The organism is Sphingomonas sp., assembly GCF_965227385.1.
Lineage (GTDB): Bacteria > Pseudomonadota > Alphaproteobacteria > Sphingomonadales > Sphingomonadaceae > Sphingomonas.
In genome coordinates this window covers 3,255,001-3,269,669 of record NZ_OZ245750.1, presented here as the reverse complement: position 1 = coordinate 3,269,669, position 14,669 = coordinate 3,255,001, and the positions used below count along the sequence as shown (strand labels likewise).

The 14,669-nt window shown below is 64.4% G+C and carries 13 protein-coding genes (1 of these 13 running past the window's edge); 5 read left to right on the top strand and 8 right to left on the bottom strand.

Features of this window, described 5'->3' with window-relative positions; genetic code table 11:
* Positions 1-140: 140 nt before the first annotated feature.
* The gene (gene dinB / locus ACO05N_RS16025) at positions 141-1,226 is read left to right on the top strand and encodes a DNA polymerase IV (protein WP_422058768.1); all 1,086 of its coding nucleotides are present in this window, start codon (positions 141-143) and stop codon (positions 1,224-1,226) included.
* 142 nt (positions 1,227-1,368) lie between these two features.
* Here dinB and ACO05N_RS16020 read toward each other — a convergent pair whose 3' ends face one another.
* Entirely contained in the window at positions 1,369-2,199 is an 831-nt protein-coding gene (locus ACO05N_RS16020) for a 2OG-Fe(II) oxygenase (RefSeq protein WP_422057992.1), read from the bottom strand.
* A 157-nt stretch (positions 2,200-2,356) separates the two neighbouring features.
* Between ACO05N_RS16020 and ACO05N_RS16015 the strand changes: the two genes are divergently transcribed.
* Entirely contained in the window at positions 2,357-3,316 is a 960-nt protein-coding gene (locus ACO05N_RS16015; protein WP_422057991.1) for a putative 2OG-Fe(II) oxygenase, read from the top strand.
* On the opposite strand, the gene ACO05N_RS16010 is transcribed toward ACO05N_RS16015, so the two are convergent.
* Both ACO05N_RS16010 and ACO05N_RS16005 read right to left on the bottom strand, forming a co-directional pair.
* A complete protein-coding gene (locus ACO05N_RS16010; protein ID WP_422057990.1) occupies positions 3,305-4,198 on the bottom strand; it encodes an HPr kinase/phosphorylase in 894 nt (297 codons plus the stop codon). The two genes, ACO05N_RS16015 and ACO05N_RS16010, sit on opposite strands and share 12 nt — an antisense overlap.
* 15 nt (positions 4,199-4,213) lie before the next feature.
* Entirely contained in the window at positions 4,214-4,498 is a 285-nt protein-coding gene (locus ACO05N_RS16005) for a PqqD family protein (RefSeq protein WP_422057989.1), read from the bottom strand.
* Positions 4,499-4,796: 298 nt separating this feature from the next.
* On the opposite strand from ACO05N_RS16005, the gene ACO05N_RS16000 reads away from it, so the two are divergent.
* Positions 4,797-5,969 (top strand): sugar-transfer associated ATP-grasp domain-containing protein, encoded by a 1,173-nt coding sequence (locus ACO05N_RS16000; protein WP_422057988.1) that lies wholly within the window; start codon positions 4,797-4,799, stop codon positions 5,967-5,969.
* Between the two features lie 6 nt (positions 5,970-5,975).
* Positions 5,976-7,847, top strand: a complete 1,872-nt coding sequence (locus tag ACO05N_RS15995) for an asparagine synthase-related protein (RefSeq protein WP_422057986.1) — start codon at positions 5,976-5,978, stop codon at positions 7,845-7,847.
* Between the two features lie 154 nt (positions 7,848-8,001).
* Here the strand turns inward: ACO05N_RS15995 and ACO05N_RS15990 are convergent, their stop codons facing one another.
* The 4 genes from ACO05N_RS15990 to ACO05N_RS15975 are packed head-to-tail and all read right to left on the bottom strand — an operon-like array spanning position 8,002 to position 12,788.
* Positions 8,002-9,366, bottom strand: a complete 1,365-nt coding sequence (locus tag ACO05N_RS15990) for an efflux transporter outer membrane subunit (RefSeq protein WP_422057985.1) — start codon at positions 9,364-9,366, stop codon at positions 8,002-8,004.
* 5 nt (positions 9,367-9,371) lie between these two features.
* Positions 9,372-10,487: an HlyD family secretion protein gene (locus ACO05N_RS15985; protein WP_422057984.1), complete on the bottom strand. Its 1,116-nt coding sequence runs from the start codon at positions 10,485-10,487 to the stop codon at positions 9,372-9,374.
* Positions 10,484-12,169 (bottom strand): MFS transporter, encoded by a 1,686-nt coding sequence (locus tag ACO05N_RS15980; protein WP_422057983.1) that lies wholly within the window; start codon positions 12,167-12,169, stop codon positions 10,484-10,486. Before ACO05N_RS15980 ends, ACO05N_RS15985 begins: the two co-directional genes overlap by 4 nt.
* Positions 12,162-12,788 (bottom strand): TetR/AcrR family transcriptional regulator, encoded by a 627-nt coding sequence (locus ACO05N_RS15975; protein WP_422057982.1) that lies wholly within the window; start codon positions 12,786-12,788, stop codon positions 12,162-12,164. The genes ACO05N_RS15980 and ACO05N_RS15975 overlap by 8 nt, the downstream gene beginning before the upstream one ends.
* A gap of 250 nt (positions 12,789-13,038) precedes the next feature.
* Here ACO05N_RS15975 and ACO05N_RS15970 point away from each other — a divergent pair, with 250 nt between their 5' ends.
* Positions 13,039-13,719 (top strand): type 1 glutamine amidotransferase domain-containing protein, encoded by a 681-nt coding sequence (locus ACO05N_RS15970; RefSeq protein ID WP_422057981.1) that lies wholly within the window; start codon positions 13,039-13,041, stop codon positions 13,717-13,719.
* An 87-nt stretch (positions 13,720-13,806) separates the two neighbouring features.
* On the opposite strand, the gene ACO05N_RS15965 is transcribed toward ACO05N_RS15970, so the two are convergent.
* Positions 13,807-14,669: the 3' portion of an MFS transporter gene (locus tag ACO05N_RS15965; protein WP_422057980.1), read on the bottom strand. The gene runs 784 nt beyond the window's last position; the window shows 863 of its 1,647 coding nt (coding positions 785-1,647); its start codon lies off the right edge, out of view; its stop codon occupies positions 13,807-13,809.

The following is a 14,669-nucleotide window of genomic DNA, read 5'->3' as shown; positions in this document are numbered from 1 at the left end:
CCCCGCGACGATTTTATTTCGGGGCCGACCTGCTCGGATCGTCCCGCCTGCTCACGCTCGAAAACGGATCGACCGAGGACTGCGCTGACCGTGCGGTTGCGGCTGTTCCATCTTTGTTCGGCATGTGCTAGGTGGAAGGGGTGTGTGGTCCGCAAGTTCGAAAAGTCATTCATATCGATATGGATGCATTCTTCGCGTCGGTCGAGCAGCGCGATAACCCGGACCTGAGAGGAAAGCCTGTCGCCGTGGGATCTGCGGGAGCCCGCGGGGTCGTTGCCGCTGCGAGCTATGAAGCGCGCGCCTTTGGGGTACGCTCGGCGTTGCCATCGGTAACCGCATTGCGGCGCTGCCCTGATCTCGTGTTCGTGTCGCCCCGCTTCGAGGTCTATCGCGCCGTCTCTTCCAGGATCCACGGCATCTTTGCGGAATACACAGAGCTGATCCAGCCGCTGTCGCTCGACGAGGCTTATCTTGACGTAACCGAGGATCGCAGAGGTCTTGGAACCGCATGGGCAACGGCCAAGGAAATCCGCGCGCGCATTTTCGCTGAGACGGGTCTCACCGCATCAGCGGGCATTTCTTATAACAAGTTTCTTGCGAAGCTCGCATCCGACCACCGCAAGCCCAACGGGCAGTTTGCCGTCACGCCTGACATGGGGGCTGCTTGGGTTGAGCAACTGCCCGTTGCGAAGTTTCACGGCGTCGGGCCCGTAACGGCGGCAAAGATGCGGCGGCTGGGGATCGAGACGGGCGCGGATCTGAAAGCGCGGTCGATCGAATTCCTGGTGCGACATTTCGGCAGTTCTGCCGACTGGTATCATGCCGTCGCGCGCGGCATCGACGAGCGTCCGGTAAACCCGAGCCGAGAGCGCAAATCGTCAGGGTCTGAGACGACGTTCGATCGCGACCTCAGCGACCCTGCCGAGATCGAGGCGGGCGTGCTCAGAATGGCTGACGATGTCGGTGCCTGGTGCGCTGCGCGTCAGCAGTTTGGGCGGACCGTTACCGTGAAGGCCAAGTTTGCGGACTTCAAACAAGTGACACGCAGTCGGACGCAGCCGCAATCGGTGCGCTGCGTCGAGACGTTGCGAGCGACGTCTGTCGACTTGATCCGCACCTTGTATCCGCTTGAGCAAGGGGTGCGCCTGGTTGGCGTTACGGTGTCCAATTTCGAGCCGGGCACCTCGCACATGCCTCTGTTCGAAAGTAACGACTCGAAAGGGTGACCGTGTCTCGAACGAACGCAGCTCATCGCGACCACGCGCGCGGTCAGGTCGTCCATCCAGCATTGCACGAGCAGTTACAGCGTCTTGCGATCTGCCCCGGGGGACTGGCTGCAAGTTACGGCCCTTTTACCTCCAACGCCATTCAAGGACTGGGGGAGGATCGCTCAGCTTCTGCCGTATCCTCGTCCCGCATCCGCCAAATCCAGCAGGTCAGGCTGAAGCGGCGCGCTTCCCAGGCGGGCGAGGGACTGCGAACCTCCAGAACCTCGTGCGGCAACAGGCTGGGAAAAAAGATCAGCCGATCGGCAACCGGTTCGATATCGATCGGCGCGTCGCCATATGCCCCGATCGGCAGGTTAAGAGCATGGATGCGCAGCTCACCGCCTGAAAAGAGCCGAGGCTCAGCGCCGAAATAATAAACGGAAGTCAGTTCGCGCGTGCCCCGGCTGCGACGGAGCACGTCGTGATGGCGGTGAAAATGTCCGCCCGGTCCATAGGCGCAAAGCTCGATCTCACCAGGCTGGAGCCGTTCGGAGGAAATACCCAAAGCGTGGCTTACCTGCGGCAAAAACGCGTTGATGGCAGTTTGAAACCTGCTCTCAAGCGGGCCGAGATCCCGAAGCTTAAGACAGTCGCGTTCATTCGGGTTGAAATAGGGTTTTCCGCCCGTTGGCAACTGCACTTCGGCAGAGCTGAAATCGTCCTGACGCTGTGTGGCATAGGCCATCAGATCAGCCGCGTGCTGTGAGCCGAACGCGTTGTCGAACACGATATAACGCTGCTGCCCGGCGCCGGAATTCTGGGTTTGATTGGCCATGGATGAAGTGTGACGAATAGCCGCGCATGCGGCAAGTGCCGGATCATTCCGTTTTGACATTGTCCGCCGCGCCTTGGCTGCGCTAGCGTCGAGAATGCTCTGGGTAGAACCGCACTCGATGTCCGTGCGCCGCGATGGCAAGATCGCGTTGCTCACGAAATTGGCCGAGCGAGGACATGCGACCCCGCAGCAATATTTCGAACTAGGCAATTTGCAGTTTGCGGCAGCGGACTTTGCCGGCGCCGAGCAGTCCCATCGCGCGGCGCTTGCGGAGTGGGATGATCCCGCCGCATGGGAAGCGCTGGCGTCGGCGTTGCTTGCGCTGGACCGGCCCACCGATGCCATGGCGGCCTGCGAAAAGATGGGTGAAACCGCAGCGGCGTTGCTCGTTCGCGGTCGGGCGCTGAACCGACTGGGCCGGGGCGAGGAGGCGCGAGACGCGCTGCTGCGCAGCCTGGAGGATCCCGATTTCGATTTCTTTCCGGCGCTGGACGAGTTGCTGATCCTGCTTGCCCGATCGGCCGACGGCACCGCGTTGCTCGATGCCATCAATGCACAGCCGTCGCATCGTGCGGCAACCGCGCTGGTGCGGGCGTTCAAGGGTATCGCGCTGGAACGGCTGGGCCGGCATGACGAAGCGTGTGCCATCATGAACCTCGAGGCATGCGTCAAACGCGTCGCCTTCGTTCCCCCGGCTTCGTTTGGCTCGATCAAGGCGTTCAATGTGGCGCTGGCAGAGGCGGTGGCGGCCGATCCGGCAACGGTCACAGTTGCCCTGACCGATAGCGAGATCAATCTTGCGCCGCGCGGCGAGGGTCCAGCCTTCGCGGCGCTTTATGCGTTCATGCGTCAGGAGATGGTGGCGTATATCGACGATCTCGACGCCTATCGGATGGCGGAAATTCTTGGCCCTGCGCCCGCCAAAGGGATCTTCTACACCGCCAACACCGTGCTCTGGGGTGACGGGCATAATGGCCAGCATATCCATAATCGCGGATACATTTCCGCCGTCTACCACGCTGTAGTTCCGCCAGAGATTGCAGACTCCAGTGATGACCGTGGCATGCTGACACTCGGCGGCTGCAATGACTACGCGCCGGGATTGAAGCCCAGTTGGGGGCGGAGGCTGATCAAGCCCGAGGCAGGGGTATTGACCATTTTTCCGTCGCACATCTTCCACGATGTCGTCCCGACCGGGCTGACCGAGCGGCGGATCTCCATTGTCGCCGATCTCAGGCCGGTCCGGGACCAGGAAGCTGCGCTAGGCGGCTAGCGCCAGGGCGGTGGAGTGCATCTCGACGGCATCGACCAATCGATCGATGCCGGCCAAATCGCGCGGTCGGACGAGCCGATATATGGCGATCCGCCGCGTCAGTGCCGCTGCAGCCGCAATCCGTTCTGCGTGGGAACGGACCAGGTCACGCAGGTCGGGGCGGTAACTGTCTGCATCGAGCACCCGCATCGCGTCCACAGACCCCAATCGCTCAAATGCCACCGCAGTGCCTTCTGGCGCGTCGCATAAGGCGTATATCGCGAGGATCGGGCACGAGACGGCCATGCTTTCGGGTGGGGCCATGAAGAACTTTTCGCCGAAAGCCGCAATGCGGGCCCTCCGTCGGTCCGCGAGGTCCAGCCGCGCTATGGAGGGCTCCCACAGCTTCAGGCGCCGCCCATCGGGATGGATCGCTGGCTCTTGCCTGTCGCTGCTGATCGCACAGACATCATCGGCGACGAAGCGATGACCGCGCGTGCAGAGCGCCGCTGCCAGCGTCGATTTTCCAGCCCCTGAGGCACCAGTGAATAGCAGGGCCTGACCGTCCCGAGCCACGGCAGAGCCATGCAGGACCGTGGTGCCGCGCTGGTGCAACAGGGTACCCATGGCCGAGCCGAGCACGAATATCGCGGCCTTTTCCAGCCCATCGTCCGCGACATCGATGATGATCAGTCGACCCTCTGAAACGGATATCGCCCCGCCCTCAGGCAGGTTGAGCCGCAACCCTTCCATCCCTGCAACACCGCGTCGGACGGAGACGTCGACATCGATCGCCGCAGGCACCGGCAGTGCCCCGGACAACTCGATTTCGGAGGCGACCGTCAGCCCGCAAATCCGGTACCAGCGCAATGCAGGAGACGCCTGCGAAAGACTAGCATCCATGCACGCGACGCCAGTTCAGTCCGCCGGTCCGACAATTTGGTGGTCAACCAGTTGTTGGGCGAATTGCAGGACTTCTTTTTCGCAAGCCGGGCGGTCGACTTCGAACTCTTCAATCAGGCTGTTGCAGACGTCCGAAAGCGCCTGCGGCTTCTCGAGCAAGCGCCAAATCCACGTGGCAACGGGATTGAGCCCGTAATAATATCCACCCGCGATGCTCATCATCACTGTCTCGTCGTCGCCGACGGACACGTGCATCACATCTTCACTTCTCACGAGGCGGGTTTCGAGAGTAACCTGCATGCCGCCGGCTATATCAGGAGGGCGGACCGGCCGGAACGCCGGACACGACGCGCTCGGGCGCCGACGGTGCCTTTGGCTGCCGGGTGTTTTCGATGGTTTCGACTACCAGTTCGGGAGTTGCCCAGGGGCGGCGCCCCGAGCCTTGATTGGAATCCAGATTCACAGTGCTTCTCCTCCCGGCTTCCCGTGTTGACCCGGAATGACGCAACACATAAATTCGGTCAAGTATGAGAGGTGTCAAAGCTACAAAATCTGAACGGAATAGGCATTTTTCGTCCAAAATCTGGACACCAAGAATGTGATCCGGCATGTTTGGAGCGATTTTGCAAAGATCCGCGGACTGATCGAGTTCGGTTTTCCCTTCACGATCGGGACGCCTTCCGGACCTGTTGGCCGCTTTCGCGCGCTCGCCCGTCGCACTCGTTTTCCCAAGCGTTCAGCCAAACATTTTGCGGCACGGACTGCAGTTACGCTCGGTTGGCCGATCGGTGCGCTATGGCGTTCAATTGCGGAATGTCATGCGATGCGCCAGAATGTCGGAGCGCCACTGCCGCGGGGTACGCTGAAGGACATGCTATGGCGCGCGCTGCGACATGGAGTTCCCCCGCTCGAATACCGGCTATATCGGTTGTGCCCGGGCGACGGGCGTGACGCCGATCTTGTCTTTTGGAACGACGGCCCCGGCCTGGCTGCGCTAAGCCGCGCGCGTGGAGCGGATATGGCGGACGTGCAGGACAAGGCCCGCTTCGCGCAGATCGCGCGCGATCAGGGACTGCCGCACATTGCAACGCTTGCGCAGTTTGACGGCAAAGCCCAGCTGTTCCCGGAACAGCCATTCGTGCCGGATCAACCGGGCTTGTGGATCAAGCCGAACCTCGGACGCGGCGGCGGCGCGCGGTGGGTCCTTTGCGATGGCATGTATAGCGATGCCCGCGGCAGACGCTTGACGCCAAGCGCGTTGGCCGAAGAGTCGCTCAAGGCCGAGTGCATCGTTCAGCCGCTGATGCAAAACCATCCGGCGATCACGGCGCTGGGCACGGAGGCGTTGGCAACGTTGCGCCTCGTTACCGGCATGACTGCCGCCGGCGATGCCGTCGTCGTTGCCGGATTCCTGGTGCTGGCGCGTTCCGATCATCCGACCACCGTGAATGGCATTATCTGCGGGCTAGACGAGGTTGCTGGACGCATTACGCGCGCGATCGCGGCGGATGGCACGCCGATGCAAACCCATCCAGACAGCGGCATGCGGCTGGCAGGTGCGGAAATTCCGTTCTTTCACGACAGCGTTGCGCTGGTGCTGCGCGCGCATCAATCCGGCTGGCCGCGCTTCCTCTTTCTCGGTTGGGACGTCGCACTCACGGCGGAAGGACCGGTACTGGTGGAAACCAATGTAGGGTGGGGGGCCATGTATCATCAATTGCTGGACGGGCCGATGACCCGCTTCGCGCAGTTGGTTGACGCGCATGTTTGAGCCGCAATGCAACTGATCGCCGGTTTTGTCGATCTGTCGGGAGACCAGGACGCCTCCGTGCATGCGCGCGCGATGCTGAAGCCAATGGTGCCGGCCGTGCCGGGCTGGCGCGAGCGGGTATGGGACGGCAATGGTATCTCTATCGGCCTGCTCTTTGGCTTTGATGCAGAACTCTCACCATTGGTACAGCGTGACGGGTCGGTAATCGCCAGTGACGCCAGACTGGATGAGCCGTTTGGCGAAGATCCCGCCCAATGGAATTGGCATCTTGCCCAGCTGGCAGCGCGCGATCCGGCCAGCCTTGCCGAGGTGTTGGGCGATTTCGCCTTTGCGCACTGGGATGATGGCGGGCGGCGCCTGACCTGCGGGCGCGACGTTTTTGGCATCCGGCCGCTATATTATGCGTACGAGCCGGGCCGTTTCTTTGCGTTCGCCTCGCTTCCCTGCGCAATCCATGGCGCCGGAATCGTGCCACGCCGTGCCGATCGCGGCGCGATCGTTCGATGGCTGGCGACCTCGGGCGCTGCCCATGAGACGCTGATCCAGGGCATATTGCGATTGCCGCCCGCGCATTTCCTGGTGCTCGAGGGCGGCACGTTGACGGTTCAGCGCTATTGGCGGATCGATCGGGCGGCGATTGGCACCAATCCGATCGAAAGTGCCGCTGCCGCGGCCGAAATGCGGCGACTGATGGATCAGGCCGTGCGCTGCCGACTGCCAGCTGGCGGGCAGGTCGGTGCCCATCTGAGCGGCGGACTCGACTCGTCGGCAGTGGCCGTGCTTGCCGCCCGCGGGCTGCGCGACGAGGGCCGTACGCTCAGGGCCTGGAGCTTTCTCGATCGTCCTCGCAACGATATCGCTCTGGAGGACGAGCGGCCATTCGTCGAAGCGGTGCTGGAGCAGGAACCCGGCATCGACTGGAGCCCTGTTGGAGGTGCAACCGATTGGCTCGCCGGTGGGCGCGACTATGACGATTATGCCGCGCTTGCGGGCGAAGATGATCCCGAGCACCGGGTGTGCGCGGATGCGGCGGCGAAAGGTGTTTCACTGATATTGTCGGGCTGGGGCGGTGATGAAGCCGCAAGCTTTAACGGCAGAGCTGCGATAGCCGAGCAATTGACCGGAGGACAATTTGGCGCCGCGTTGCGAGAATTGCGGGCATTTGCGCGCGAACGCGGCCTGCCGTTATCGCGCGCGATCCGCAATGAGGTGACTGCCTATCTCATTCCTGAGCGGCTGCGAAACTTCGCGCGATCGCTGACCGGGCGGCACACCCGGCGCTGGTCCGCACTGGCCGGGCTGAGCGATGCCGCGCTCGCGGCGCTGGAGGGTGCAGCGCAGCCGCTGACCATGTCCGCCGACGCCCGTGAGAGCCGCGCCAGCCTGATCACCGGAACGCACATCGCCGATCGCGCCGAAAGCTGGGCCGCGACCGGCGCCCGATATGGGGTGGCCTTTGCGTTTCCATTGCTGGATCGTCGCGTCGTCGAGTTTGCCCTGTCGCTGCCAAGCGCAATGTTTCTGCAGGCGGGACGTCGTCGCCAGGTTTTTCGCCAGGCGATGCATGGCGTGCTTCCGCAATCGGTTTGCGAGCGCCATCACAAGTTATCCGCCTTTCCCGGCATCACACTGGACATGGTCGACAATCGCGAGATCCTCCAGCAGCGGCTTGAAGCGATTGAGGCGCGGAGCGGAAACGATGTGCCCTATCTGGACTTCGAACGGATGCGGACGTTGCTCGCGGCCTTTCCGGACCCCGGCGAGGTTCGAGCCGCCATCGCGCAGGGTACGGAGCCGGATCCGGTCGCCATGTCCGCCGTGGTCGCCGTAGTGGTGGCGTTGGGCACAGCAGACTTTCTCGATCAGTATGAGCCATGAAACCGGCGATCGCATCCGCCGCGAACGACCTGCTTACCTGTGAAAGTCCCATCTGAGGAACAGCGGTCTGGTTCAGGACTGAAACAGTTACGGCAGCGTGTAGTGCGCGCAGGCGCGCGCCGACCAAGACAATGAAGGACGTGTGCGCCGGAGCTTATTCCGGAGCTCCGCCCACCGCCTGAAACAATCCAACCATGGCCGTCAGCTTGTCCGCACGCGTCTGGACGAGAGACAGTTCGACCCCGAGTAGTGCGCGTTGTGCATCGATCTGCTCGAGGTATGGCGTGTAGCCGGCGCGGTACCGATTCTGCGCATGGCGCAATGCATCCGCGACAGCCCTTTGCTGCGCCATGAGCGCGACCTCCTGATCGCGCAGATTTGTCAGCACCGCCATCCGATCCTCAACCTCGCGAAACGCATTGAGCACGACTGAACGATAATTCCACGCAGCCTGATCGCGCTGCGCGGTCACCCCGTCGAGTTGCGCCTGCAGCCTGCCGCCCTGAAAGATCGGCGCAAGCACGCTGCCGCCGAGCGACCAGACACCGATCGGATTGGCGAGCAGGTCGGACAGCACCACGCCCGCGCTCGCCCCAAGGTTGATCGACGGCATGAACTCGGCGCGCGCCACGCGCATCCGGGCATCGGCAGCCGCGATCGTATATTCCGCAGCGGCGATGTCCGGGCGACGCCGCAAGAGCTGCGACGGCAGCGTCGCCGGCGGCGCGGGCTGGCGCAGCTGTTCCAGCGCTCCGCCGCGCGTGATCGCCCCCGGCACCACGCCCGTCAGCACGGACAGCGCATTTTCCTGTCGCGCAATCTGTGCCTTGAGCTGCGGGAGCAGTTGCACCGTCGCCTGATACTCCGCTTCCGCCTGGCGCAGTTCGAGCTGCGAGGTGTAGCCGACCTCCGCCCGGTCCCGCGCGAACTTGAGCGCCCGCGCCCGCGCGTCACGCGTCGCCTCCAGCACCTCGAGCCGCTTGTCGAGCGCGAGCAGCGTGATGTAGCCCGTCGCGGTCGCCGCGCTCACCGAAAGCCGGGCGGCTTCCGCACTCGCCGCGCTCGCCGCGACCCCGGCCTTCGCGGCGTCGACACGCGCAGCATTCTTGCCGAACAGGTCAAGCTCGTACGACGCGCGGAACGTCGGCTGCGCCGCGATCGATTCCTGCGCCCGGCCGAACGGCGAAACCTCCCGCCGCACCCCGCCTTCGACACCCGCGCCGACCGACGGGAGCAGATAGCCGCGCGATCCCAGCTCGGTCGCGCGCGCTTCCTCGACCCGCGCGGCGGCGACCTGCACATCGGCGTTGTTTTGCCGCGCCTGCTCGACCAGCCGGGTGAGCTGGGGATCGCCAAAGCCGTTCCACCAGTCCGCCTCGATCGGCGCGGTCACCCCCAGCGGAGTGCGCCATTCGGTTGGCGGGGCGACGGCGCTACCTGGCGGCACCTGTTGCAAGGCCGGGGCGCAGGCGGACAGGGTGAGGGCGGACACTGCCGCCAAGATCAGAGACTTGCGCATCATCCTCATCCCTTGGTGTGAACGGTGGCCACCACCGACATGCCCGGACCAAGTCGGCGCGCCGCCGCCTGCCCCTTGTCGAGGACGATGCGCACTGCGATCCGCTGCGGCACTTTCACGAAATTGCCCGCGCCGGTGTCGGGCTTGACCAGGCTGAACTCGCTGCTCGCGGCCGGCGCAATGCTCTGGACGCGTCCGGTGAGGCGGATGCCGCCCAGCGCGTCGATCTTTAGCGTCGCGCGCTGCCCGACAGCCATCTTCGCGGTCTGCGTCTCCTTGAAATTGGCAACCACCCACAAATCGTCGGGGACGATGTACATCAGCTGCGTTCCAGGCGTGACCAACTGGCCGACGCGCGCCGTGACTTCGCTCAGCCGACCCGAACGCGCGGCGCGGATCTCGGTGCGCGACAGCTCGAAATCGGCGAGGCCTTTGGTGGCTTCCGCCCCGGCGACCTGCGCTTCGAGCGCGCCGCGGCCGACCGTGACCGATCGCACATTCTGCGCCGCGATCGCGCGCTGTGCCTGCGCCTGCCGCACCCCGGCCTGAGCCTGTTGCAGCGCCGCGCGCGCTTGATCGCGCTCGCGCAGCGAAACCGATCCCTCATCCACCAGCTCGGCGATCCGGTTCATGTCCGCCTGCGCCTTTTGCAGTCCCGCACGCGCTGCTGCGACCGCGGCATCCTGCAGGTCGAGCTGAGCCTGAGCCGAACGCAGGCTCTGCGCGCTGTTGGCGAGTGTCGCGCGCTGCGCGGCGGTATTGGCCTCGCCCTGCTGCACCTTTTCGCGGAACGGCTTGTCGTCGATCCGGGCGAGCAGATCGCCCTTCTCCACGCGCTGAAAATCCGCCACCGGCACGTCGACCAGATAGCCGCCGACCTGCGGGCTGACGATCGTCGTGCGCCCCCGGACGTAGGCGTTGTTCGTCGTCTGGGTCGCGCCGTCGAACGGCGGCAGACCCCAGGCATAGAGCGCCACCAGCGCCCCGATCACGATCGCGACGACCGCTATTACGATGTTGCGGCGCGACCGTGCCGGCGCCCAGCCGGTCGGTTGCTCCACTGCCGGCGCTTCGTCTTCGCGGGCCACGGCTTCGGGTCCGGGTTCAGCTTTTTTGGTCATTGCGTCGTTCCTGTGCGCATGGCCTCCATGAAGGCCAGTTCCTTGGCGAGCGGATTGCGCCCGCGAATCTTGTTGATGAGCCACGGCACGAACAGCGCGACGAAGGTCAGCGCGGACAGCGTACCGATCACGAAGAACACGTCGTTGAATGCGAGCACGGCGGCCTCGCGACCGACCTCGGCGGAAATGCTTGCCGATGCCGCCTGCTGGCGCAGTGCGGGGTCGAGCTGCACGGGTGCCACCCGCTGCGCTGCGTTGCTCAGCGCCTGTGCCAAGGGCGCGTTGCCCAACGTCAGCGTGTTGCCGGCATCGATCAGATGCGTCTTGAGCCGGATCGTATGATAGGCGGACAGCACCGAAATCCCTGCCAGCCCGCCCAGCGACTGCGACAGCGAAAAAATCGCGATGAAGCTGACCACATAATTCTGTCCCGCCGCCAGCGCACGCAGCATGCCTTCCATCAGAAGCGGTCCCATCGCGAACACGGCGGCGAAGGCGATGGCGGCCTGGGTCAGATACAGGTCCTGCGGGCGGCTCATCACGCCGGTGCGGGTATCGGCGAATGCCGCGATGCAGATCAGCGCCACCGCCACCAGCACCGGCCGGGTCAGATCGCGCGGATCGAGCCGCGCGACCGAAACCATCATCCCACCAAAGGTCGCACCGGTAAGCACCCAGAAATAGCCGACCAGCTGGTCATTGCCGAACCCCAGCGCGGCGAACATGCCGCTCGCGCCAAAGCCCTGCTCGGCCACCAGAATGCGCACTGTCGCGCCGATCAGCGCCAGCCCCAGGATCGCCCGGCTCGACAACCAGCTGAGGTCCAGCATCGGGCTCTTGCGATTGGCTTCGATCAACAGGCAGCCGCCAATGCCCAGGATCGCGAGCGCGAGGGCATAGCCAAGCCACGGCGTATCCCACCACTCGATCCGCCCCTGGATCAGGAACGCGCACAGCGCCGAAACCCCGATCACGAAAAGCGCGATGCTGGGGATGTCGAGCGGCTCGAACGTCTTCTTGCGGATGCCTGGCGGCAGCCGCAGCAGTGTAACTAGTCCCAGCCCGAGCAGCGACAGTGCGAACTGGAACTGGAATACCCGGCTCATATCGCCATCGACCAGCAAGGCGGGAGACAGCGCACGGGTCAGCGGGAACGCGACCTGCGTCAGTCCCAGCGAGATGACCAGTCCGCCGACCCGCACCGCGGCGGGCAGCCCCTGCATCAGATAATAGATCGCGAGCGCCGACAGGCCGCTTGCCGTGATCCCGGCAACCGCCCGCGCGGCAAGCTCGGGATAATAGCCCGGCTGGATCATCTGCACGAAATTGGCGGCAACCAGCCCTACCATCGCCCAGCGCACGAACATCTGAATGCCGAATTCCTGCCGGATGCGGAACAGCATCATGCTCATGGTCGCATAGGTCGAGTAGAAGGCGACCGTCAGCCATCCGGCCCCGACGGGAGTCAGCGCAAGCTGCGCCTGCAGCGCACCCGCATTGGCCAGCAGAAACCCGTTCTGCGCGCCGCCAAGCAAGCCCATGAATATGCCGATGCCCAGATAGGCGATACGCCGCCGGCGCGGGTGGTCCGGGTTGGCGGGCGATCCGGGCAGGATCGGCAGCTCGTGCGGCTTGAACCGGTAACCGGCTGCATCGTCGATCAGGACGGGCCGCTCACTCACAACGCAGTGCTCCCTCGACCAAGGTCGCCTCCAACGCCGCCGCGAACGTCGCATCGTCGCCGATCCCGTCAACCAGCCGCGTCAGCCGCTCGCGCCGCGCCACCGCGCTCGCTGCGCCATAGATGAAGTTGGCGACCCGAAACTGCAGATGATCCGGCGCTTTGCCGACGCAATTGCCCGCTGCTGCAACGGCGAGATCGTAGAAATGGGAATGCAGCGGCGAGGACAGCTCATCCAGCAGCCACTGGGACCGCTCGCTGTCGATCGTGATGTCGCGCAGCAACAGGCGCGGCACTTCGGGCCGATCAAGCAGATAGGCGATGAAGCTCCGCATGGCGTGCCGCAACCGTTCGACCGGAGCACGGTCCGCCTCGGCAGCCTGCAGCGCCGTATGCAGATCGCGCGCCGCCTGCGACACGATCGCCTTCCACAGTCCCTCCTTGCCGCCAAAGCGATAGGCGACCAGCGCGACATCGACCCCCGCAGCGCCCGCAATCTCGCGCAGGCTCGTCGCATCATAACCCTGCGCGGCAAAGTGCAGCAGCGCCGACCGCGCGATCAGCGCGCTGGTATCCGTCTCGGTCTCCTTTGGCCGTCCGCGGCCGCGTCGCTCGCTCATGCACTGCTCCTTGCGCGACCAGATCGGTGTCCTGCGACCTTAATTCAATACCTGTTGAATAAATTCGCTAGCGCGCGCCCAAGGCGGCGGCAAGGCGCAAGCGCGCCTTGCACGCGCGCTGTTCGCGCACGCTCCCGAACCATCCAGAAAAAACGTTCCGGACGCGAAACTCATTTCGCGCTGACGGGTTCCCACGCCCTGACACGCTCGCGCACTCGTGCCCGGCCCCAACCTGTAAAGGACCCCACTCATGAAGATCCTGATGATCCTGACCAGCCATGATCAGCTCGGCGACACCGGCGAGAAAACCGGTTTCTGGCTCGAGGAATTCGCCGCCCCCTATTATGTGCTCAAGGACGCGGGACACGACATCACGCTCGCCAGCCCTGCCGGCGGCCAGCCGCCGCTCGATCCAAAATCCAACGAACCGGATGCACAGACCGCGGCGACGGAACGGTTCAAGCAGGATGCCGAGGCTCAGGCACAGCTGGCCTCAACCCTGAAGCTCGCCGACATGGACGTCGCCAGCTTCGACGGCGTCTTCTATCCTGGCGGCCACGGACCGCTCTGGGATCTCGCGGAAAGCGCGACATCCAAGTCGCTGATCGAAACCGCACTTGCATCAGGCAAGCCGGTCGCGCTCGTTTGCCATGCGCCCGCCGTCCTCAAGCCGGTCACCGCGCCAGATGGAGCGCCGATCGTGAAGGGGCGCAAGGTTACCGGCTTTACCAACGCGGAAGAAGAAGCGGTCGGCCTGACCGACATCGTGCCCTTCCTCCTCGAGGACAAGTTGCGCGCACAGGGCGCCGAGTTCTCCAGCGGCAGTCCGTTTCAACCCCATATCGTGTCCGATGGGTTGCTGATTACCGGTCAGAACCCGGCATCGAGTGAGGGCGCCGCGCACGCCCTGCTTGCCGCGCTGACGGGCTGATCGGCGAACGATGGCTGGAACGCGGCATCCCCCCATTCCTCGCTAACGGACGGGCAGGGGTCGGTTGGGGGCTCAGTCAGGTCTCGCCTAGCTCGACCGCGTCGCGTCGGTAACCGGATCGAGTTCGCGCGCGTCGGGCGTGCGCGTTGCGGGGAGCGATCCGGTCTGGCGTTCGATCCGGCGATGCACCACCGGTGCCGCACCGTCGATCTGGAGTGCGCGCAACGCGTTGCTGTTGAGGTCGTCGGCGCGGGTGCGCCGCTGATTGTGCCGAACATAATCGACCCAAGTCGCGACGTGATAGCGCTCGATCCACAGCTCGGGCTCTTCGAGATCACGCAGCAAGGTCCAGTGGTGTGCGCCGTCGCGTCGCCGGATCCGTCGGCGTTCGCTCATTACCGTGAGAAAGCGGGCGATGTCGTGCTCTGCGATCCGATGCTCGATCGTGATCACGATTGGCCCGCTGCGCGGTTCGACCGGGATACTTGTCTGTGGCTCACGCCAGCTGTCGCGCGGATCGAGGTCGAGCTGTTCGATGGTTGGTACCGCGAATCGAAGACCTGCAACAAGGCTCAGCAACTGCACGCCAGCTGCAATGAGGAGTGCGGTGGCAAGGCCATGGTCGCCGGCAATTGCGCCGAAAACCCAGCTTCCTGCAGCCATGCCGCCAAACGCTGCCATCTGATAAATGGCGAGCGCGCGGGCGACGACCCAGCGCGGGGAGGCCATCTGGACGCTCACATTGAAGGTGGAAAGCGCACTCACCCAGCCTGCGCCGGCCAGTATCAGCGCGGCAAGGGTGGCAGCCAGGCCAAGTTTCAATGCGACGAGTGCCGCACCTGCCGCCAAAGCGAGCGCGGCGAGCCGGATCAGGAACTCGGTGGGCAGCATCTGGCGGAGTCGCCGCGAGGCAAAGGCACCGAGCACGGCGCCCGCGCCAAACCCGCCGA